Here is a 21,449-nt window from a genome sequence, read left to right as displayed (position 1 = left end):
CCCCGAGTCGTTCTCCAGCTGCATCCCGACGATCGGGTCCTCCTGCTGCCCCTCGGTGGTGCGCGCCTCGACGTAGAGGAAGCCCTCCCGCGAGTACGACCTGGTGGTGCCCACCGGCGTGGTCGGCGCCGTGGGGATGGCCGGGCTCACCCTCGCCGGCGGGTACGGCCCGCTGTGTGGCAGGTTCGGTCTGGCCCTGGACAACCTGCTGGGCGCGGAGGTGGTTCTCGCCGACGGCCGCCGCGTCACCGCCGACTCCCGGCACGACGCCGAGCTGTACTGGGCGTTGCGGGGCGGCGGTGGCAACCTCGGCATCGTCACCGAGCTGCGCTTCCGCGCGCACCGGCTGCCCGGCGTGCTGGCCGGGATGATCATGTTCGCGCTCTCCGAGGCGCCGGCCGTGCTGCGCGGCTATGGCGCGCTGGTCGCCGAGGCTCCGGATGAGCTGACCGTGATGGCCGGCTTCCTGCCCGGCCCGGCCGGCGAGCCGGTGATCTTCGTCTGCCCGTTCTACAGCGGCTCCGACCTGGACGCCGGGGCGCCGTGGATGGACCGGCTGCGCGCGCTGGGCACCCCGCTGGTCGACCAGATCGGCCCGATGCCGTACGCGGACGCGCTGCGGATGTTCGACGGTGGGATGGTCGACGGCAACCACTACCTGCTGCGGACCCGGTGGTTGCCCGCGCTCACCGACGGCGCTGTGGACACGCTCGTCGACGCGGCCCGGCAGGTCACCTCGCCGTTCTCCGCGCTGGCCGTGCACCACTTCCACGGCGCGGCCACCCGGGTCCGATCCGCCGACACGGCGTTCGGGCTGCGGGCCGATCACCTGATGGCCGAGATCATCGCGGTGTGGGCGCCCGGCGACGACGCCGGTCCGCACCGCGAGTGGGCCGAGCGGACCTCCGCGGCGCTCGCCCCGCACGCCCTGCCCGGCGGGTACCCCAACCTGCTCGCCCCGGAGGAGACCGACCGGGTCCGGCTCGCCTACGGCGCGAACTGGGCACGGCTGCGCCGGGCCAAGCGCCGCTACGACCCCCGCCACCTGCTGCACGCGGTGCCCACCCTGCCACCCCCGGAGCACCCCGAATGAGCAGCCGCCCGCGGTATCCCGAGGTACCCGGAACGAGCCGCCGCCTGCCCTCCCCGGGGCACCCGGAATGAGCCGCCGCCGGGAGCACCCCGACAGCGCACGCCGACGGAGGCGTACGATTCCCGGCGCGCGGTCGCTGATGCCCGTCGCCACAACGTTCCCGGTGCGGTTCCGCCCGCCGGCCCGACGCGCGCCGCGCGTCGTTGGACAACTGTTCCGCTGCCTGCAAGGGGTCGGCCCCGAGTCCGACCTGAAGGAGAGACTAGCCTGATGGGCGTGACACGCCGCGTAAAGATCGTCTGCACTCTGGGTCCCGCCACCTCGTCCCCGGAGCGCATCCGGGGTCTTGTCGAGGCCGGCATGAACGTGGCGAGGCTCAACTTCAGCCACGGCAGTCACGCCGACCACGAGGCGGTCTACCGACTGGTCCGGGAGGCGTCGGAGGCAACGGGAAAGCCGGTCGCCGTCCTCGCCGACCTGCAGGGCCCCAAGATCCGGCTCGGTCGGTTCGCCGACGGCCCCCACGAGTGGCGCACCGGTGACACCGTCGTCATCACCGGCGACGACGTCCTCGGCACCAAGGAGCGGGTCTCCTGCACCTACCGCAAGCTGCCGCAGGAGGTGAAGCCCGGTGACCGCCTGCTGATCGACGACGGTCGGGTCGCCGTCGAGGTCACCGACGTCACCGGCAACGACATCCGCTGCCTCGTCACCGAGGGCGGCCCGGTCTCCAACAACAAGGGCGTGTCGCTGCCCAACGTGGCGGTCAGCGTGCCCGCCATGTCGGACAAGGACGCCGAGGACCTGCGCTTCTCCCTCGGTCTCGGTGTCGACCTGGTGGCGCTCTCCTTCGTCCGCTCGGCCGAGGACATCAAGCTCGTGCACGGAATCATGGCCGAGGAAGGCGTGTTCCGGCCGGTGCTCGCCAAGGTCGAGAAGCCGGAGGCGGTCGAGCACCTGGAGGCCATCGTGCTGGCCTTCGACGGCGTCATGGTCGCCCGCGGTGACCTCGGTGTCGAGATGCCGCTGGACGAGGTCCCGCTGGTGCAGAAGCGCGCCGTGCAGCTGTGCCGGGAGAACGCCAAGCCCGTCATCGTGGCCACCCAGATGCTCGACTCCATGATCGAGAACTCCCGCCCCACCCGCGCGGAGGCCTCCGACGTCGCCAACGCGGTGCTCGACGGCGCGGACGCGGTCATGCTCTCCGGCGAGACCAGCGTCGGCAAGTATCCGGTGCTCACCGTCAGCACCATGGCCAAGATCGTGACGACCACCGAAGCCGGTTCCATCGGGGTGCCGCGCCTTCAGCACGACCCGCGTACCCACGGTGGCGCCCTCACTGTGGCCGCCTCGTCGATCGCCCGGGCCATCAATGCCAAGGCGCTCGTCGCGTTCTCGCAGACCGGCGACACCGTGCGACGGCTGTCCCGCCTGCACTGCGACCTGCCGCTGCTGGCCTTCACACCGGTCCCCGAGGTGCGCGACCAGCTCGCCCTCACCTGGGGCGTGGAGACCTTCCTGATGCCGTTCGTGCAGCACACCGACGACATGTTCCGCCAGGTCGACCAGGCGCTGCTCGGCCTCGACCGGGCCAACCCCGGTGACTACGTGGTCATCGTGGCGGGTAGCCCGCCCGGCACCCCCGGTTCGACCAACACGCTGCGCGTACACCAGCTCGGCTCGCTGGTCGACGCCGCGTCGGCTCGGGCCCTGCAGTGAGCGACGGTCGGGTCGCGGTCGGCCAGGCGGCGGTTGACCAGCTGCTGGAGGTGCTGGACCTCGACCCGACCGGCGAGATGACCTTCCGGGGGATGAGCCCCCAGGTCGGCCCACAACGGGTGTACGGCGGCCAGGTCGCCGGTCAGGCACTGGTCGCCGCCGGCCGCACCGTCGACCCGGAGCGGTTCGTGCACTCGCTGCACGGTTACTTCGTCCGCCCCGGCGACCCGGTCGAACCGATCGCGTACGAGGTGGAGAACATCCGCGACGGCCGGTCCTTCTCGGTCCGCCGCGCGGTGGCCCTCCAGCACGGCAAGCCGATCTTCTTCATGTCGGCGTCGTTCCAGCGGGCCGAGGAGGGCTTGGACCACCAGGTCGCGGCCCCGCTGGACGTACCCCCGCCGCAGGACGTGCCGACGATGGCCGACCGGCTCTCCCGCTACCCGGAGCGGCTGGGCATCTGGGGCCAGATCCCACGACCGATCGATGTGCGCTACGTGGGTGAGCCCGGTTGGGTCCGCCCCGGTGACCGGCCCGCCGACCCGCACCAGCGCGTCTGGATGCGCATCGACGGCAAACTGCCCGACGACCCCCTGCTGCACGCCTGCGCGCTCACCTACGCCTCGGACCTCACCCTGCTGGACTCGGTGCTCTCCGCGCACGGCGAGGTGTGGGGGCCGGGTGGGTTGGTCGGCGCGAGCCTGGACCACGCGCTGTGGTTCCACCGGCCGTTCCGGGCCGACGAGTGGTTCCTCTACGACTGCCTGAGCCCGTCGGCGTCCGGTGCGCGGGGGCTGGCCACCGGCCGGATGTTCACCACGGACGGCCGGCAGATCGGCAGCGCCGTCCAGGAGGGTCTGCTGCGCCGCGTCGGCGCCTGAGGCTGTCGCTCGGCCTCGCCGGGTGGTTGTCGCTCAATCCCGTCGCTCGTCCCCGCCAGGAAACTGGCGGGGATGACGTGGTTCAGGCCTGGTAGATGGCCTCGCCGGCGATCTCGATCTGCACCGTCTTGCCGACCAGCACCCCGCCGCTCTCCAGGACGACATTCCAGAGCAGACCGTAGTCCTCACGGTTCATCTCGGCCGTCGCGCTGAATCCGAAGATGTTCTGCCCGTACGGATCCTGACGGGCACCACCAAAATTCACCACCAGGTCGACGGGCCGGGTGATCCCCTTCACTGTCAACTCACCGGTGAGGACGAATCGTCCGGGAATGCCGTCGGACTGCGGCGGAACAATGTGACTTCGGCCTCGCCCGCCCAACCGATGGTTGCGCAGACGCGCCCACTGGAATATAGGGTCCTCGTTGCCCTGCCACTTAATGCCGGTGCTTCGATATTCGAGGGTGGGAAAACGCTCCACGTCGAGGAAGTCGGCACTCTTGAGATGCGTGTCCCGGTCGACACTTCCGGTGGTGATGCTGGCCGACATGATGGTGGCCGTCACCGAGGAGAGCAGCGGGTCCTCCGCCACGAAGATCTCCGCCGTGGCCTCGGCGAACTCGCCGCGCACCGGGCTGACCATCATGTGCCGGGACAGAAAACCGATCCGCTTGTGCGCCTGATCGAGAAGATAGGTGCCGGCCACCGGGATGGTCATGCCGTCCCAGGTGCGTGTGGCGATATCGGTCATCGTGTTGCCTTCCCCCCGAGCGCACCCGGGTGTTTATCAATATGTTGCTGGCGGCCGGGTAAACGGCCAGACATTCGTACTCACGCCCAGCATAGGGACGCTCCGGAACGGCATTTCCGCCGCCACCGCACGGTGGATCATGACGGACTTCAGCAGTCCCGACCGGCGGCCGTCCAACGGTCCCGGCCGGGTTCCAGCGGCGCTACTTCCCATCGATGCGTGGCCGATCGGCCGAGGGTCGCCCGCCCGCCCGGTTGACCAGCGACTAACCTTGCCGACATGCGCCTCTCCGCTCGGGTCGACTACGCCCTCCGCGCGGCCGCCGAACTCGCCGCGACGGCCAGCGGCCCCGGGCGCGGCCGGCCGGTGACGGCCGACCAGATCGCCCGCGCCCAGGAGATCCCGCCGAAGTTCCTGGAGAGCATCCTTCTCCAACTGCGTCGGGGCGGCATCGTGCACGCCCAGCGTGGCCCGGAGGGCGGCTACTGGCTGGCCCGCCCCGCCGAGGAGATCTCCCTCGCCGAGGTCATCCGGGTGATCGACGGGCCCCTCGCCCACGTACGCGGGCAACGCCCCGAGCAGCTCGGCTACCACGGCCCGGCGCAGGCCCTCCAGGAAGTCTGGATCGCGCTACGGGCAAGCGAGCGGGAGATCCTGGAACTGGTCAGCGTCGCTGACGTCGCCGCCGGCAACCTGCCCGCGCGGGTCACCGAGCTGGCCGCCGACCCGCGCGCCTGGATCTGAGCGCCGGCTCGCCTCCCGGCCACACGTCCGCGTCCCATCCACCGATCGGGGGCTTGACCCTGGCTGCCCCATCCCGCATTGTCGACCAAGTCGATAGGAGATGCCGAAAAGTCTGGGGGCGCTCGTGCGCAAGCTGTTGGTCCTCGCTCTGGTCGGGCTCGTCGCGCAACTGATCGATGGTTCGCTCGGCATGGCATACGGCTTGACCTCGTCGACTCTGCTGCTGGTCGCCGGGGTCGCCCCGGCCGCCGCCTCGGCCTCGGTGCACCTGGCCGAGATCGGCACCACGCTCGCCGCAGGGGTGGCGCACTGGCGGTTCGGCAACGTCGACTGGCGGGTGGTGACCCGCATCGCCCTACCCGGCGCTGTCGGCGCCTTCGCCGGAGCCACAGTGCTCAGCTCCATCTCCACCGAAGCCGCCGCACCGTGGATGGCCGGCATCCTCTTCACGCTCGGCGCGTACCTCCTGATCCGCTTCGCCCGACCACTGCGCACCGACCGGGTCGGCGGACGGCTCCGCGGTCGTTTCCTCGGCCCCCTGGGCCTGGTCGCCGGCTTCGTCGACGCGACCGGCGGCGGCGGATGGGGCCCGGTGGCCACCCCCGCGCTGCTGGTCTCCGGCCGCATGGAACCCCGCAAGGTGATCGGCTCCGTGGACACCGCCGAGTTCGTCGTGGCCGGCGCGGCCAGCATCGGCTTCCTGATCGGGCTGGGCTCGGAGGGATTCCTGCTCCCCACCGTCGCCGCACTGCTCATCGGCGGCCTCATCGCCGCCCCGCTGGCCGCCTGGCTGGTGCGAATCGTTCCCGCCCAACTGCTCGGCGCGGCAGTCGGCGGCGTGATCGTGCTGACCAACGCCCGCACCCTGATCCGCTCCGCCGAACTGGACGGTCCGGCCCGCCCCGCCCTGTACGCCCTGCTGGCCGCCGGCTGGCTGGCCGCCCTGGTGTTGGCCGTCCGTGCCCTACGCCGTACCCGCCGCGCCCGCGCCGAAGCCGCCGCCGCTCCCGCCGTTGCTGTCGGTGTTCCCGCCGAGGCCTCCGACGCTGCATCCGTCGGCGAGGTCCCTGCCGATCTGGCCGCAACGGGTACGCCCACCCCACGCTGAACCGCGCGTTGCGCCCGTCCACCCGCCGATGCCGGCTCGAACGTCGTCATCGGCGCGACTGACTCACCAAGATCGCGCAACATCCTGGATGTAGTGGCATCCCAGCTCGTCGTGGCCACTACATCCAGGATCGAGCGTGACCTTGACGGCGGTGGGCGCCCCAATCCTGGCCCCGGTTGGTCGGGCACGGTGTTCGTCCCCAAGGTCCGCACAACATCACGGATGTTGCTGCCTCTCGCGCGGCGGAGGCAGCAATATCGGCGAAGTTGCGCAGACCTTGGCGTGGGCGCGCGGCGTGGCCGGGGGAGCGCTTGGGGCGATGGCGGGTCAGGGGGTGAGTAGGGTGGTGGCAGTCTCGGAGAGCAAAGTCCAGGCTTCGTCGGTGTGCGCTTCGGTGGTCTGGGGCGAGCCGACCGCCAGCCGCAGCGTGTAGCGGCCGGCGACCCGGGTGTGCGTGAGGTGCACGCGTCCGGTGGCGTTCACCGAGGCCAGCAACGCCGCGTTGGTGTCATCGTCGGCCCGCAGTCGGAAGCAGACCAGTGAGAACGGGTGCGCCGCGACCACCTCGAACCGGTCGTCGGCGCGGACTCGCTCGGCGAACCGTTCGGCCAGCGCCACCCCGGAGCGGATGTGCGCCCGCAGGCCTTCGGCGCCGTACCAGCGCAGCACGAACCACAGCTTGAGGGACCGGAACCGCCGGCCGAGCGGCACCTGCCAGTCCCGGTAGTCGATCACCGCGCCGGATTCTGAGGCCGCGTTGCGCAGGAACTCCGGCAGTACGGTCAGCGCCTCGATCAGTTCGGCCCGGTCGGCCACCCAGAACGCGTCGCAGTCGAAGCCGGTGAGCAGCCACTTGTGCGGGTCGAAGCAGTAGGAGTCGGCGTACTCCAGGCCGGCGTGCGTCCACCGTAGTTCGGGGCAGACGGCGGCGGCGCCCGCGTACGCGGCGTCCACGTGCAGCCAGATCCCGTACTCGGCGCAGATGGCTCCGATTTCCAGCAGCGGGTCGATGGCGGTGGTGGAGGTGGTGCCGATGGTCGCCACCACGATGGCCGGTACGTCACCGGCGGCCAGGTCGGCTTCGATGGCGGCCCGCAACGCGCCTGGCAGCATCGCCCCGGTGTCCGGGTCCACCTCGACCGACCGGGTGCCGTCGCTGCCCAGCCCGGCGATCCGCACCGCCTTCTCGATGGACGAGTGCCCGTGGATGGAGGTGTAGGCGCGGTAGCGCCGGTCGGTGCCGGTGTGCCGCCAGCGTCCGCCGCTGGCCCGGTGCAGTGCGGCCAGGGTGGCGACCAGCGTCGCTGAGGACGCCGAGTCCTGGATGACCCCACCGCCGGCGCCGGTGGAGCGGAACCGCTGTGGCAGGTCCATCAGGTGGGCCAGCCAGTCCATCATCACCGTTTCCAGTTCGGTGCAGGCCGGGCTGGAGGCCCAGAGCATGCCCTGTACGCCAAGCCCGGAGCTGACCAGGTCGCCGAGCACGCTCGGGCCGGAGGTGTTGGCAGGGAAGTAGCCGAAGAAGCCCGGGTGCTGCCAGTGGGTCAGCCCCGGTACGACGATCGAGTCAAGGTCGGCGAGGATCGCCTCGACCGGTTCGCCGCCGGTGGTGGGGGGCTCGCTGGGCAGGGCGGCGGCCACTGTGCCCGGGGGGTCGGCCGGGGCGACCGGTCGTTGCTCCACTGTCGCCCAGTAGTCGGCGATCCAGTCGACGACGGCGTGGCCGGCGCGCCGGAACTCGTCGGGATCCATGTGTGGCGCCATCTGATCAGTTGATCATGCTGGCGTGCTCGAAACAAGGGGTCTGCCGGATCGATGCTCATAACACATCATATCCGCCATCGCCACTCCCCTGTAACGCCGACAAAGATATGGCCGGGCGGTTGACCTTGCAGAAAGTTCACGCTAGGTTCGGTGTCCAAGAAGGTTTGTTTCATGGAAGGAAGGCAATAGCTAATGGCGAAAAATCGGGGGATTGCTCGGCTGGTGACGGCGGGGTTCTTGACGACTGCGGCGGTGGCTGCTGCGTCACTTTTCGGCGCTGGCCCGGCGCTGGCCGGCAACTGTTCAATCGCGGGCTGTGGCGTCGTGCGCAATGATTCGGCACACCCGGTGTCTATCGCGGACTGGTGCGACGGGACTGGCTCCTGCGGCAAGACTTACCTGCTCAAGCCAGGTGAAGTGTCCACCAAGTACAAGAAGGACACTGACACGTTCGCTTTGCAGTGCACCGGCAACTACTACCGTTACACCGGTGACTTGCTGCAGACGTCGGCCGCCTACAAATGGATCCGGATCTCCGATGGCAACTCCGCGCGCATCGTCAATCAGAACTGCTGACTAACGCGATTTAGAAGATGCCCGGCTCGACGGATGAAGTGTCCGCGGGCCGGGCTTTGCGTGTGCTCTGATCAGATATGCTGATGTGGCGGTCGACAATTCTGGTCGACTTCCTGGCACTGTAGTCGACTCTCTGTGCGGTGGGCTGGGTCCCATGCTCGTCCGTGTCGATTCCTCAGGACGCCCCTCGTCCCGCCAACGGCAGTCGCCACGTGCAACGATGTGACAGGCATCGATGTTGCGTCTCGGAAAGCGCTTGCCATACGATGCGCGGTGAGTCGGATCCGTGAGTTCCAGGGCGTTCCACCCCGATCAGATCGCCGTCCGCCGTCGTCGCGGTTGGTTGGTCCACTGTGCTTCCCGGGCAGGGCCGGTGGGTCGTGGCGATCATCACCGGATCCCCGGAGGCAGCGCATGCACCCGTCCAGACATCGGCTGATCCTGCTCGCGGCCACGACGGCGGCCACCGTCGTGGCCGGCACCCTCGGCGCGGTCGTCGCCTCGGCCGCCGCCGTCGGCTGCCGAGTCGACTATCAGATCACCAACCAGTGGCAGGGCGGCTTCGGCGCCAACGTCACAGTCACCAACCTCGGCGACCCGGTCAACGGGTGGGCCGTCACCTGGTCGTACGCCGCGGGCCAGCAGGTCACCCAGGCGTGGAACGCCGCCGTCACCCAGTCCGGCGCCCAGGTGACCGCGCGCAATGTCGACCACAACACCGCCATCGCCACGAACGGCAGCGCGTCGTTCGGCTTCAACGGTTCGTGGACCGGCAGTAACCCGGTGCCGGGCAGCTTCGCGCTCAACGGCGCCACCTGCACCGGAGCCCCACCCACCGACGAGCCGACCACCCCGCCGCCCACCACCCCACCCCCGACCACGCCTCCACCCACCACCCCACCCCCGACCACGCCTCCGCCGTCGGCCGGCGTGGTGCAGATGGAGAAGCTGGACCGAGGGCTGGTCAGCGTCCGCTCCGGCAGCGGCAACCTGGTCTCCTGGCGGCTGCTCGGCACCGAGACCACCGGGGTGGAGTTCAACCTCTACCGGGGAACCACCAAGGTCAACGCCACCCCGATCACCGGTGCCACCAACTACCTCGACAGCGGTGCGGCGGCCGGCTCGGCGTACACGGTGCGGGCTGTGGTGGGCGGCGTCGAGCAGGCGGCGTCGGCGCCGGCGTTGCAGTTCGGCGCGGGCTACCTGGACGTGCCGTTGCAGGTGCCGGCCGGGGGCACCACCCCGAGCGGGGAGGGCTACTCGTACAGCGCCAACGACGCCTCGGTGGGTGACCTCAACGGCGACGGCAGCTACGAGATCGTGCTCAAGTGGGACCCGTCGAACGCCAAGGACAACTCCCAGTCCGGCTACACCGGCAACGTCTACGTCGACGCGTACACGCTCACCGGCACCCGGTTGTGGCGCATCGACCTGGGCCGCAACATCCGGGCCGGCGCCCACTACACCCAGTTCCAGGTGTACGACTACGACGGCGACGGCCGTGCCGAGGTGGCCATGAAGACCGCCGACGGCACCCGCTCCGGCACCGGTCAGCTCATCGGTTCGTCGTCGGCGGACTACCGCAACTCCAGCGGGTACGTGCTCAGTGGCCCGGAGTACCTGACCATGTTCAACGGGCAGACCGGCGCGGTCGCCTCCACCGTCAGCTACGACCCGCCGCGCGGCACCGTGTCGTCCTGGGGCGACTCGTACGGCAACCGGGTGGACCGGTTCCTCGCCGGCACGGCGTACCTGGACGGGCAGCGCCCCTCGCTGATCATGGCCCGGGGTTACTACACACGCGCGGTGATCGCCGCCTGGGACTTCCGCAACGGCACGCTGACCAAGCGCTGGACGTTCGACTCGAACTCCTCCGGCAACGGCGCCGCCGCGGGTCAGGGCAACCACCAGCTCTCGGTGGCCGACGTCGACGCCGACGGTCGCCAGGAGATCGTGTACGGGGCCGCCACCATCGACGACAACGGCCGGCTGCTCCACTCGACCGGCAACGGTCACGGCGACGCCATGCACGTGGGGGACCTTGACCCGGGCCGCGCCGGCCTGGAGGTGTTCAAGGTCGACGAGGACGCCAGCAAGCCCAGCTCGTACTTCGCCGACGCCCGAACCGGTCAGGTCCTCTGGTCCACTCCCGCGTCCGGTGACAACGGCCGGGGCGTCTCCGCGGACATCTGGGCCGGCAGCCCCGGTGCGGAGTCGTGGTCGTCTGCGGTCGCCGGACTGGCCAACACCAGGGGGCAGAACGTGGGACGCAAGCCGTCCTCGGCCAACTTCCTCGCCTGGTGGGACGGCGACCCGGTGCGGGAACTGCTCGACGGCACGAAGATCGACAAGTACGGCACCGGCGGCGAGACCCGGCTGCTCGACGGCAGCGGGGTGGCGTCCAACAACGGCACCAAGTCCACGCCGGCGCTCTCCGGCGACATCCTGGGCGACTGGCGCGAGGAGGTGATCTGGCGGACCACCGACAGTCGGGCGCTGCGCATCTACAGCACACCCACCCCGACCAGCACCCGCATCTACACCCTGATGCACGACCCGCAGTATCGGGTGGCGATCGCGTGGCAGAACACCGCCTACAACCAACCGCCGCACCCGGGGTTCTTCATCGGCAACGGAATGAACAGGCCACCCACGCCGGACATTCACCTACGTTGATGAGAAACCCTGGCGGTCCCGAGCGGGGTCGCCTAGGGTGGCAGGCACCGGGCCGCAGCCGCGGAATCCGCTCAGCTCCGGCCCGGTGCGCCACACCGCGGCATTCCCAACCCGTCCCGACCGGGAATGCCGTACCACCACCGGAACCAACATTAGGCACCGTCCGGGTCGGCGGGGTGACGCTGACGTGAAGATCGTGTTTCACGCGCCCCGGCGTAGACCGCCCGCCACCTGCTCGGCGATCAACTCATACGACCGCACCCGGTCCTGCACGTCGTACACCAGCGTGGTCAGCATCAGCTCGTCCGCGCCGGTGCGCTCCACCAGGTCGGTCAGCTGCCGACGCACCGTCTCCGGCGAGCCCATCGCCTGGCCGTCACGGCGCGACACGACGAACTCCCGCTCGATCTCCGAGTACGGGTAGGCCGCCGCCTCGTCGGGCGTGGACAGCGGCTCCGGCCGCCCGGAGCGCAACTTCAAGAACGACAGCGCGCTCGGCCCGGCCAACCACTCGGCCCGCTCGTCGGTCTCCGCGCACACCGCGTTGACCGCCACCATCGCGTACGGCTTGTCCAGCCACTGCGACGGCCGGAAGTTCTGCCGGTACAGGGCCAACGCCGGCAGGGTGTTCTGGGAGCTGAAGTGGTGCGCGAAGGAGAACGGCAGACCGAGCAGACCGGCGAGCTGGGCGCTGAAACCGCTGGAGCCCAACAGCCACACGGCCGGCTGCTCACCGCGACCCGGCGTGGCGATGATCTGCCCCGGCTTCTCCCCGCTGAAGTAGTTCATCAGGTCCGTCAGCTCGCGCGGGAAACCCTCCGCCGACAGGCCCTCCATGGTGCGCCGCAACGCCAGCGCGGTCACCTGGTCGGTGCCCGGCGCCCGCCCGATGCCCAGGTCGATCCGACCCGGGTGCAACGCCTCCAGGGTGCCGAACTGCTCGGCCACCACCAGCGGCGCGTGGTTGGGCAGCATCACCCCACCCGAGCCCAACCGGATCGTCGAGGTGTTCGCCGCCAGGTGCGCCAGCAGCACCGCGGGGGCGGAGCTGGCGATCGCCGGCATGTTGTGGTGCTCGGCCACCCAGAACCGGTGGTAGCCCAACTCCTCGGTGCGGCGGGCCAGCTCGGTGGTGGCCTGCAACGCCGCGCCAGCGGTGGTGCCCTTGGCGACCGGGGCAAGATCAAGAACAGACAACGGTACGGTGATCACACGGTCAGCCAACCCGCCACCGACCGGCTTTGTTCCACCATGCGGGTTTTCGTCGCCCACCTCACCTACCGCTCAGCCCATCCCGCGCGCCTGCTCGAAGATCAGACTGGTCTGCGTGTGCTGCACCACCGGGTCCACCGCCAGATGGTCCAGCACGAAGTCCCGCAACGCGTCACCGGACGCCGCCCGCACATGCAGCACGTAATCCTCCGCGCCGGCCACGTGGAACACCGACACCACCCCCGGCAGCCGCACCGACCGCGCCCGGAACCCGTCCACCGCCGCCCGCTCGTGCGCTGTCAACCGCACCGACACCAACGCCTGCAACGGCAGACCGAGCGCCGCCGGATCCACCTCGGCGTGAAAACCACGGATCGCGCCGCGCTCACGCAGCGCCCGGGTACGCGTCAGGCACGTCGACGGCGCCACACCCACCCGCTCGGCGAGGGCATTGTTCGGCAGTCGACCGTCCGCCGCCAACTCGGTCAGGATCGCGCGGTCCACCTCGTCCACCGCCGAATACGGCCGCAGATCATTCGGTTCAAGGGGCATGACACCATCCTCGCCCGAACCCAACGCGGAAACCAATCCGATTCGCAGAATGATATGCCAATCTATTGCCTACCAGGCGGCAGATATTCGACGCTACCGACCATGACACCGATGGACACCCGGGCCGTACACGCCGGCCGCGACGACCTCCGCACCCTCGGCGTGCACGTACCACCCATCGACCTGTCAACCACCAACCCGCTGCCCTCCGTCGACGACGGCGGCGCCGCGTACGAGCAACTCGCCACCGGCGGCACGCTCCCCGCCGACGGCGGCGCCGTCTACCAACGGCTCTGGAACCCCACCGTCGCCCGCTTCGAAACCGCCCTCGCCGAGCTGGAAGGCACCACCCAGGCCGTCGCCTTCGCCAGCGGAATGGCCGCCCTCACCGCCACCCTGCTCGCCGCCACCCGCGACGACCGCCGCCACGTCGTCGCCGTCCGACCCCTCTACGGCGGCACCGACCACGTCCTCGCCACCGGCCTGCTCGGCACCACCGTCACCTGGACGCGCCCCGACGAGGTCGCCGCCGCCATCCGCCCCGACACCGCACTGGTCATCGTCGAGACACCCGCCAACCCCACCCTCGACCTGGTCGACATCGCCGCCCTCGCCGCCGCGGCCGGCGACATCCCACTGCTTGTCGACAACACCGTCGCCACCCCCGTCCTGCAACAGCCCGCCCGGCACGGCGCCACCCTCGTCCTGCACAGCGCCACCAAGAGCATCGGCGGACACGGCGACGTCCTCGCCGGCGTCGTCGCCTGCGACGACACCTGGGCCGTGCGCCTACGCCAGGTCCGCGCGGTCACCGGCGCGATCCTGCACCCCCTCGGCGGCTACCTGCTGCACCGCGGCCTGCAAACCCTGCCGCTGCGGGTCCGCGCCCAACAGGCAACCGCCGAGAAACTCGCCGGCTGGCTCGCCGACCACCCCGCCGTACACCGGGTGCACCACCCCTCGGTGGACGACCCGGCGGCGCTGGTCGGGCGGCAGATGTCCGGACCCGGCAGCCTGCTCGCCTTCGAGGTACGCGGCGGCGCGCCCGCCGCCGCCGCCGTCGCCGGTGCCTGCCGGCTCATCACCCACGCGGTGTCCCTCGGCGGCGTCGACACCCTCATCCAGCACCCCGCCTCCCTCACCCACCGGCCGGTCGAAGGCGACGCCAAACCCGCCGCCGCGCTGCTGCGCCTCTCCGTCGGCCTCGAAGACCCCGAAGACCTGCGCGCCGACCTGGCCCAGGCCCTCGACACGATCGCCTGACCGTCAGCGCAGCTCGCGGTTGCCCAACACCCGCACCGGCGAACCCTGCCGAGCCACCCGCAACATCGCCCGACCGATCCCGTCGGTGGTGGTGACCTGGTTCGGCAGCAACCGACGCAGCACCGGAAACAGCGGACGGGTGACCGCATACCCGAACCGGTACCACCGCGTCTTCGACACCGCCCCGTACGTCGGCTGGATGAACCCCGGCCGCGCCGCGTAACCGTTGGGCAGCAGATCCATGATCGCGTTCTCGGCACGCCCCTTGACCCGCGCCCACATCACCCGACCCTGCCCCGACGAGTCGGTCCCCTGCCCCGAGACGTAGACGAAGGTGACCTGCGGGCTCACCTGTGCGAACAACCGTGCCGCATCGAGGGGGTAGTCGTAGCTGACCCGGGTGTACGCGGCCTCGTCCAGACCCAGTGAGGACACTCCGAGGCAGTAGAAACACGCGTCGACACCTGTCAACTCGGCCCGCACCGCGTCCAACTCGCCCACGTCCGCGACCGTCAGCTCCCGCAGCTTCGGGTCCCGCGCACCAGTCGGTCGCCGACCGACAGTCAGCACCTCGCGCACGTCATCGGCGAGCAGGCACTCGCGCAACACACCCTGACCGACCATCCCGGTCGCACCGAACACAACCACCCGCATCAGATCGCACCCCTGTCGCCGCCACCGCCACCGGCCGTCCGGAGGCGCGTCAGCCAGGCTGCCACGGTCGGCGTGATGTGCGCGGTGCCGGTCAGGACTTGGGACCGACGTGCCGGTCCAACGTGGCGACGGCGTCGCGCCGCGCCACCGACAGCGAGTTGCGCCGGTTCATCCGCCAGGTGACGCCGAGCAGGTCGAGGCTCCACTGGCAGAGCCGCATGATGTCGGCAGACTCGTTGACGAACATGTAGCGCGGGTAGACGTAGGCCTTGCCGCGCACTGTCACCCGGTTGGCGAACCGACAGCCGTCGGAGTGGAACAGCCCGCGCAGGAAGTCACCTGGATGCGTCGCGACGATGTCCCGTTGCCAGTCGGCGAGAATGATCGGACGTTCGTGTTTCCTGCCGGGTCCGTGCTGAGGAAGCAGGCATGGCCAGTGCTTGCCGGAGCTTTGCACGCTGACGCAACCAGGCTGCCGGACGCGCTGGACCTTCGCCGCGAGCACCTGCCGCATGCTGGCGTCGCAAGCCTCGATCAAGCCCGGCCAACTACTGCTGCAAGCGATGCGCAGCACCGGTACCCGTGCGGAGGTGACGAGATGACCGTCGCCCAGGTAGAGGCCGAGCAGGTAGGGATATGCGGACGGATCTGTCTGATTCTTGACCTCAGGCCGGCAGCGAAAGCAACGAAGCTCGCTGCTGGACCTTCTCGGCTGGACCTGGTGCTTGCACCAGCCCCTGACCGTCGCGTACGGAAGTCGCAGACGTCTGGCAACCTCGGCGACCGTGCTGCCCGCGAGGTGCTGCTGCCGCGCACGAATGCGTAGTTCAGGAGGATGCACACGACGACTTTGGAACAGCCGTACGACACTTTTGGTGCCCCCGGTGGGATTCGAACCCACACTGTCGGAGGTTTGAGCTCCGCTTCTCTGCCGGTTGGAATACGGGGACGCTTGGCCGAATGCTCTGGTGGCCTTCCATAGGTTACCTACTACGCTGAGGGCGGCGACACCCGGTCGGGTTGGTGTCGGCTTATGACTGGTGGGGGTAGGGCTGGTGGCTGAGACGCCGACGGATGCCGAGCGTAGGCGCGTACTGATCGCCGAGGACGAGGCGCTGATCCGGCTGGACCTCGCCGAGATGCTCGTCGAAGAGGGTTACGAGGTGGTGGGGGAGGCCGGTGACGGCGAGACAGCCGTACGCCTCGCCGAGGAGCTGAAGCCCGACCTCGTCATCCTCGACATCAAGATGCCGATCATGGATGGGCTGGCCGCCGCCGAGCGCATCGCCGGCGCCCGGATCGCCCCGGTGATCATCCTGACCGCGTTCAGCCAGCGCGATCTGGTGGAGCGGGCGCGGGCGGCGGGCGCGATGGCGTACCTGGTGAAGCCTTTCCAGAAGAGCGACCTGGTCCCGGCGGTGGAGATCGCGCTGTCGCGTTACTCGGAGGTCGCGGCCCTGGAGGCCGAGGTCGCGAGCCTGACCGACCGCCTGGAGATCCGTAAGTCGGTGGAGCGCGCCAAGGGTGCGCTGATGACCACGTACGGGATGACCGAGCCGCAGGCGTTCAAGTGGATCCAGCGCACCGCGATGGACCACCGAATGACCATGAAAGAGGTTGCCGAGCGGATCCTCGCGGAGACCGCCGGCGGCGAGGTGACCCTCCCGGCACCCTGACCGGCGTCGACCCGTGTCGCGGCGGATGGGGGCAGTGCTCAGCGTTCTCGCCGTGCTGGTGACGGCCTGTGAGTCCTCGGCCTGTCCCGACTGTCCGGAGCCGCTGCCGGTCCGGCCGGCCTGGCAGTCGGTGGTCCTGCCGGACACCCCGGGTGTGCCGGGTCGACCGGTGCTGCGCGACGCCACCGCCTGTGCCGGCCGGTGGTACGTGGTCGGCGGCGTGGTCGATCTGGCCGGGGAGACCCGCCCGGCCGCCTGGAGCAGCCCGGATGCCATTTCCTGGGTGCCGCTGCCGACGGCGCCGGTGACGTTCTACGGCCGACAGCACGTGCTCTCCGCGGCAGCCTGCCGGGACGGACGGCTGGCGGCGGTCGGGGCGAAGAACGGGGGCGCGCACGGCAATCCCCGCACCGGCACCTGGAGGCAGGCGTCGGACGGCACGCTGCAGGAGGTGGACGCGCCCTTCGAGCGGTACGCCGGGCCGCGAGCGGTCAACGTGGCCCGGTTGGCGGCGGGGCCGCAGGGCTGGTTGATCGCCGGTAGTCGGATCGACGGTGCGGCGGTCTGGATCTCCCCGGACGCGGCCGCGTTCGCGCTGGTGGAGGGCGCGCCGGAGCTGGCCGGTGACGAGCGGGGGCGGACGGCGGCGTACGACGCGGTCGCCGTGCCGTCGGGTTGGCTGGTGGTGGGTTCGTTGCTGCCGCCCGGGGGTACGGCGCTGGTGCCGCTGGCCTGGTCCTCGGCGGACGGCCGGAGTTGGCGACGGGCCGCCCTGCCGGTGGTGGATGGGCGGGGGCAGGCGCAACGGGTGGCAGTGGCTGGCGGCGTGCCGGTGGCGGTCGGGCCGATGCGGGCTGGATTCGGCAGTTGGCGGCTGACCACGCAGGGCTGGCGGCCGGCGGGCGGATTCGGGGCGGCCGGACCAGGTGTGGCGTCGGCGGCCGGGCTGGTGGCCGTCGGGCAGAGGTTGGTGGCGGTGACGAGGGACGGGGACCGTCACGCACTGTGGCTCTCGGTCGATATGGGCGAGTCATGGCGGGCGGTGAGCATGCCGCGGCCCGTACCGGACAGCGGAGACACTGCGGTCTCGGTGACCTCGACTGGAGATCGACTGCTGTTGGTGGCCGACGATGGGAAAACGTCGCGTGCCTGGTGGGCCGGGGTGTCGGACCTTGATCGGTAGCTGATGGAAGCCCTTTGGCCGGCGCCGACGAAACGAAGGTGAAAAAGCTTCACAACCGAAGGTTCTTACAGGGATCGTTTCCAATCCGCCACGGCGTGTAACGGTTCGGTCAACCCGCTCGCTTGGGGCTTACGTCACAGCTCCACGGTGGGATAACGTCCGGCCCCAGACCGGCGACGACGGTCTGGTTCGTCCGCCCCCGCAAGGGCCAATAGCCAGCGGGTGGTTCGGACCATGGGACGAGGAGGGTTCGGGCCTTGAGGCAAAAGCTCGCGCGCGTTATCGGTGGGGTCGCCATGGTGGCGCTCGTCGCCGGCGGAACCGCATGCTCCAGTGGCGACGATGCGGCAGGCGGGGGCGGTGACTCCTGCGGCAACAAGATCGCATTCTTCGGCGCGCTGACCGGCAGCTCGGCCGCGCTCGGCATCAACGAGAACAACGGTGTCAAGCTCGCCGTCGACAAGTACAACAAGGAAAACGCCGACTGCAAGGTCGAGCTGGCCGCCCTGGACTCGCAGGGCAGCCCCGACCAGGCGCCTGGTCTGGCGCAGAAGGCGATCGACGACACCAAGATCCTTGGCATCATCGGCCCGGCGTACTCGGGTGAGTCCGAGGCGGCCGGCCCGCTGTTCAACGAGGCCGGCCTGGTGACCATCACTCCGTCCGCGACCCGGCCCAGCCTGGCCGACCAGAAGTGGAAGACCTTCTTCCGCGCGGTCGGCAACGACTTCAGCCAGGGCCCGGCGGCCGGCAACTACATTAAGAACGTGATGAAGGCCGACAAGGTCTACGTCATCGATGACCAGTCCGCGTACGGTGCCGGCCTGGCCGACGAGGTCAAGAAGGTCCTCGGCTCGACGGTCGTCGGCTCGGACAAGGTCCAGGGCGAGGGCAAGCAGGTCGAGTTCTCCGGTGTGGTCACCAAGGTCAAGGCCGCCAACGTGAAGGCGATCTTCTACGGCGGTTACTACCAGGAGGCCGGCCTGATCCGTAAGCAGCTCACCGCTGCCGGGGTCACCGCGCCGCTGGTCGCCGGCGACGGCGTCAACGACGGTGCGTACATCACCTCCGCCGGTCAAGCGGCAGCCGAGGGCACCATCCTCACCTGCCCGTGCCAGCCGGCCGCCGAGGCCCGGGGCACGTTCGTGCAGGAGTTCAAGGCGCTCCACGGCACCGACCCGGGCACCTACAGCGACACCGCCTACGACGCGGCGAACATCCTGCTGGCCGGCATCAAGGCTGGCAAGACCACCCGTGAGGGCCTGCTGGAGTTCGTGAAGGGCTACAGCGGCGAGGGTGTCGCGGCGAGCTACAAGTTCACCGAGACCGGCGAGCTGGACCCGGCACAGGTCAAGGTCTGGGCCTTCAAGGTCACGGGCGGCAAGGTTGTCCCGGACCAGGAGATCCCCAAGTCCTGATGTTGGTCGCTGCTACGGCGATTGAGTTGTGATCGCGGGTGCGGCCGGGAGCGGCTCGCTCCCGGCCGCGCCCCATTTTTCTCTCCAGACCTGATGGAGCGTCCCTCCCTTGGACTTCAATGGACTGTTCTCCAACTTCGGAGAACTCACCACGACCGGCCTGACCCAGGGCGCGATCTACGCCCTGGTCGCGCTCGGCTACACGCTGGTCTACGGCGTGCTGAGACTCATCAACTTCGCTCACTCCGAGGTCTTCATCGCCGGCGCGTTCGCAGCGATCTGGACCTGGAACGGCTTTGGACTCGACCAGAACTCACAGGTCAGCGGGATCGGCTCGATCCTGTTCTACCTGCTGGTGGCGATGATCGTCGCCGCCATCGCTTCGGCGGGCACCGCGACGGTGATCGAGCGGGTGGCGTACCGGCCGTTGCGTAAGCGCAACGCCCCGCCGCTGGCCTTCCTGATCACCGCGATCGGTGCCTCGATCGCGATCTCCGAGGCCTTCGGCATCTGGACCCGCCGACTGCCGGAGGGCGCGCCCAGTCTGGTGAGCAGCAAGCCGCTGTTCCACCTCTTCGGCGTGCCGATCGACTCGGTGCAGCTGCTGACGATTGGCGCGGCGCTGCTGATGATGGTCCTGCTGGACCTCTTCATCAACCGCAGCCGTACCGGTCGGGGCATCCGGGCCGTGGCCCAGGACGCCAACACCGCCGCGCTGATGGGTGTGAACAAGGACCGGATCATCCTGATGGTCTTCATCACCGGTGGTGCCATGGCCGGCGTGGCCGGTCTGCTCTACGACGTGCGAATCCAGACCCTGACCTACAGCGTCGGTTTCCTGCTGGGGCTCAAGGCCTTCACCGCCGCGGTGCTGGGTGGTATCGGTAACCTGCGCGGCGCGCTGATCGGTGGCCTGCTGCTGGGCGTGGTGGAGAACTACGCCGCAGGTCTGTTCGGCAGTCAGTGGAAGGACTTCGCTGCCTTCGCGGTGTTGGTGGTGCTGCTGATGTTCCGGCCGACCGGTCTGCTGGGCGAATCGCTGGGGAGGGCACGGGCATGACGACCGTCCTGGAGAGGGTGCGTTCCGGCCGCGAGGCGGCCGGAGAACGGTGGCGTGGCGCGCCGCGCTGGGTGCGCTGGGCGCTGCTGGTCGCGGTGATCGCGTTCTTCTACGCGCTGCCGAACAGGGAGTTCTACCAGTATCTCGGGCCGATCCCGACCCCCGGTGCGAACTTCACGCAGGTGCTGTTCACCGTCTCGATCTACGTGCTGCTGGCCGTCGGGTTGAACATCGTGGTCGGTTTCGCCGGCCTGCTCGACCTGGGCTACTTCGGCTTCTTCGCCGTCGGCGCGTACACCGTCGCGGTGCTGACGTCGCCGAGCAGCAACCTCAAGACGCTCTGGCCGTGGCTGCTCGTGGTGCCGCTGGCGATCGGGCTGACCATGCTCTCGGGTGTGATGCTCGGTACGCCGACGCTGCGTCTGCGCGGTGACTACCTGGCGATCGTGACGCTCGGCTTCGCCGAGATGATCCGGATCGCCGCGGTCAGCTCGGAGTTCCTCAAGGGACAGCGGGGCTTCAACCAGATCCCGCACCCGCCCGGCAAGTACGCCGACGGCAAGCCGTTCTTCGGCGTGCTGGACGCCCGGCCGTACTACTGGCTGGTGCTCACGCTGATCATCCTGGTGGTGATCGGTGTGCGGAACCTGACGAACAGTCGGGTCGGTCGGGCCTGGATCTCGATCCGGGAGGACGAGGACGCCGCGCAGCTGATGGGTGTGCCGACGTTCAAGTTCAAGCTCTGGGCGTTCGCCTCGGGTGCCGCGATCGCCGGCCTGGCCGGCGCGCTCTTCGCGGGTAAGCAGAACTTCGTCAACTCGCAGAACTTCGAGCTGCTCAACTCGATCATCATCCTGGCGGCGGTGATCTTCGGTGGTTCGGGCAACATCGTCGGCGCGATCGTCGGTGGTGGCCTGGTGGCGTACATGATCGAGCGGTTCCGCGGCATCGAGCTGTTCGGCGTGGAGCTGTACGAGTACCGGTTCCTGATCTTCGGTCTGGTCCTCGTGGTGATGATGATCTTCCGGCCGGAAGGCCTGATTCCGAACCGACGACGGGCGGCGGAGTTCAAAGACCGTCGCAAGGAGGTGATCGTCGGTGAGTGACACCGATCAGACG

Annotated in this window: 19 protein-coding genes and 1 tRNA gene; 13 read left to right on the top strand and 7 right to left on the bottom strand. The window is 69.6% G+C overall.

Annotated elements, in window-relative coordinates; translation table 11 throughout:
• The first annotated feature begins 106 nt into the window (after positions 1-106).
• From AB0B48_RS11845 to AB0B48_RS11835, 3 genes are all read left to right on the top strand, one after another.
• Positions 107-1,093, top strand: coding sequence for a BBE domain-containing protein (locus AB0B48_RS11845; RefSeq protein WP_357199499.1), 987 nt, complete (start codon positions 107-109; stop codon positions 1,091-1,093).
• A 270-nt stretch (positions 1,094-1,363) separates the two neighbouring features.
• On the top strand, positions 1,364-2,812 hold the full coding sequence (gene pyk / locus AB0B48_RS11840; RefSeq protein WP_357199496.1) for a pyruvate kinase: 1,449 nt from the start codon (positions 1,364-1,366) through the stop codon (positions 2,810-2,812).
• Positions 2,809-3,693: an acyl-CoA thioesterase II gene (locus AB0B48_RS11835; protein ID WP_357199493.1), complete on the top strand. Its 885-nt coding sequence runs from the start codon at positions 2,809-2,811 to the stop codon at positions 3,691-3,693. Before pyk ends, AB0B48_RS11835 begins: the two co-directional genes overlap by 4 nt.
• A gap of 82 nt (positions 3,694-3,775) precedes the next feature.
• Here the strand turns inward: AB0B48_RS11835 and AB0B48_RS11830 are convergent, their stop codons facing one another.
• On the bottom strand, positions 3,776-4,444 hold the full coding sequence (locus AB0B48_RS11830; protein WP_355007609.1) for a YceI family protein: 669 nt from the start codon (positions 4,442-4,444) through the stop codon (positions 3,776-3,778).
• 279 nt (positions 4,445-4,723) lie between these two features.
• Between AB0B48_RS11830 and AB0B48_RS11825 the strand changes: the two genes are divergently transcribed.
• Positions 4,724-5,188, top strand: a complete 465-nt coding sequence (locus AB0B48_RS11825; protein ID WP_355007608.1) for an Rrf2 family transcriptional regulator — start codon at positions 4,724-4,726, stop codon at positions 5,186-5,188.
• 124 nt (positions 5,189-5,312) lie between these two features.
• Positions 5,313-6,296: a sulfite exporter TauE/SafE family protein gene (locus tag AB0B48_RS11820; RefSeq protein WP_357199513.1), complete on the top strand. Its 984-nt coding sequence runs from the start codon at positions 5,313-5,315 to the stop codon at positions 6,294-6,296.
• Between the two features lie 327 nt (positions 6,297-6,623).
• Here the strand turns inward: AB0B48_RS11820 and AB0B48_RS11815 are convergent, their stop codons facing one another.
• Positions 6,624-8,048, bottom strand: coding sequence for a pyridoxal-dependent decarboxylase (locus AB0B48_RS11815; protein WP_357199489.1), 1,425 nt, complete (start codon positions 8,046-8,048; stop codon positions 6,624-6,626).
• Between the two features lie 204 nt (positions 8,049-8,252).
• On the opposite strand from AB0B48_RS11815, the gene AB0B48_RS11810 reads away from it, so the two are divergent.
• Positions 8,253-8,636 carry a hypothetical protein gene (locus AB0B48_RS11810; RefSeq protein ID WP_357199486.1) on the top strand — a complete coding sequence of 128 codons (384 nt, stop codon included), beginning with the start codon at positions 8,253-8,255 and terminating at the stop codon, positions 8,634-8,636.
• A gap of 414 nt (positions 8,637-9,050) precedes the next feature.
• Positions 9,051-11,312 (top strand): cellulose binding domain-containing protein, encoded by a 2,262-nt coding sequence (locus AB0B48_RS11805; protein ID WP_357199483.1) that lies wholly within the window; start codon positions 9,051-9,053, stop codon positions 11,310-11,312.
• A gap of 201 nt (positions 11,313-11,513) precedes the next feature.
• Here AB0B48_RS11805 and AB0B48_RS11800 read toward each other — a convergent pair whose 3' ends face one another.
• Together AB0B48_RS11800 and AB0B48_RS11795 are read right to left on the bottom strand one after the other, a co-directional pair.
• Positions 11,514-12,524: an LLM class flavin-dependent oxidoreductase gene (locus AB0B48_RS11800; protein WP_357199480.1), complete on the bottom strand. Its 1,011-nt coding sequence runs from the start codon at positions 12,522-12,524 to the stop codon at positions 11,514-11,516.
• Between the two features lie 72 nt (positions 12,525-12,596).
• A complete protein-coding gene (locus tag AB0B48_RS11795) occupies positions 12,597-13,076 on the bottom strand; it encodes an Lrp/AsnC family transcriptional regulator (RefSeq protein ID WP_357199477.1) in 480 nt (159 codons plus the stop codon).
• A 111-nt stretch (positions 13,077-13,187) separates the two neighbouring features.
• On the opposite strand from AB0B48_RS11795, the gene AB0B48_RS11790 reads away from it, so the two are divergent.
• A complete protein-coding gene (locus tag AB0B48_RS11790) occupies positions 13,188-14,339 on the top strand; it encodes an aminotransferase class I/II-fold pyridoxal phosphate-dependent enzyme (RefSeq protein ID WP_357199509.1) in 1,152 nt (383 codons plus the stop codon).
• Between the two features lie 3 nt (positions 14,340-14,342).
• Here AB0B48_RS11790 and AB0B48_RS11785 read toward each other — a convergent pair whose 3' ends face one another.
• From AB0B48_RS11785 to AB0B48_RS11775, 3 genes are all read right to left on the bottom strand, one after another.
• Complete coding sequence (locus AB0B48_RS11785; protein WP_357199474.1) at positions 14,343-14,993, bottom strand: NAD-dependent epimerase/dehydratase family protein; 651 nt, start codon at positions 14,991-14,993, stop codon at positions 14,343-14,345.
• 91 nt (positions 14,994-15,084) lie between these two features.
• Positions 15,085-15,834 (bottom strand): transcriptional regulator, encoded by a 750-nt coding sequence (locus tag AB0B48_RS11780; protein ID WP_357199471.1) that lies wholly within the window; start codon positions 15,832-15,834, stop codon positions 15,085-15,087.
• Between the two features lie 32 nt (positions 15,835-15,866).
• A tRNA-Leu gene (locus AB0B48_RS11775) sits at positions 15,867-15,943 on the bottom strand.
• Positions 15,944-16,048: 105 nt separating this feature from the next.
• Here AB0B48_RS11775 and AB0B48_RS11770 point away from each other — a divergent pair.
• From AB0B48_RS11770 to AB0B48_RS11750, 5 genes are all read left to right on the top strand, one after another.
• Complete coding sequence (locus tag AB0B48_RS11770; protein ID WP_091408093.1) at positions 16,049-16,669, top strand: response regulator; 621 nt, start codon at positions 16,049-16,051, stop codon at positions 16,667-16,669.
• Positions 16,670-16,694: 25 nt separating this feature from the next.
• Complete coding sequence (locus tag AB0B48_RS11765; protein WP_357199505.1) at positions 16,695-17,852, top strand: hypothetical protein; 1,158 nt, start codon at positions 16,695-16,697, stop codon at positions 17,850-17,852.
• 257 nt (positions 17,853-18,109) lie between these two features.
• Positions 18,110-19,270, top strand: a complete 1,161-nt coding sequence (locus AB0B48_RS11760; protein ID WP_357199464.1) for a branched-chain amino acid ABC transporter substrate-binding protein — start codon at positions 18,110-18,112, stop codon at positions 19,268-19,270.
• 109 nt (positions 19,271-19,379) lie between these two features.
• Entirely contained in the window at positions 19,380-20,330 is a 951-nt protein-coding gene (locus tag AB0B48_RS11755; RefSeq protein WP_091407906.1) for a branched-chain amino acid ABC transporter permease, read from the top strand.
• Positions 20,327-21,436, top strand: a complete 1,110-nt coding sequence (locus AB0B48_RS11750) for a branched-chain amino acid ABC transporter permease (protein WP_355007598.1) — start codon at positions 20,327-20,329, stop codon at positions 21,434-21,436. The genes AB0B48_RS11755 and AB0B48_RS11750 overlap by 4 nt, the downstream gene beginning before the upstream one ends.
• Positions 21,437-21,449 lie beyond the last annotated feature (13 nt).

Origin of the sequence: Micromonospora sp. NPDC049089 (genome assembly GCF_040648775.1) — a bacterium.
Lineage (GTDB): Bacteria > Actinomycetota > Actinomycetes > Mycobacteriales > Micromonosporaceae > Micromonospora.
This window is presented reverse-complemented; position numbering and strand designations above follow the sequence as displayed.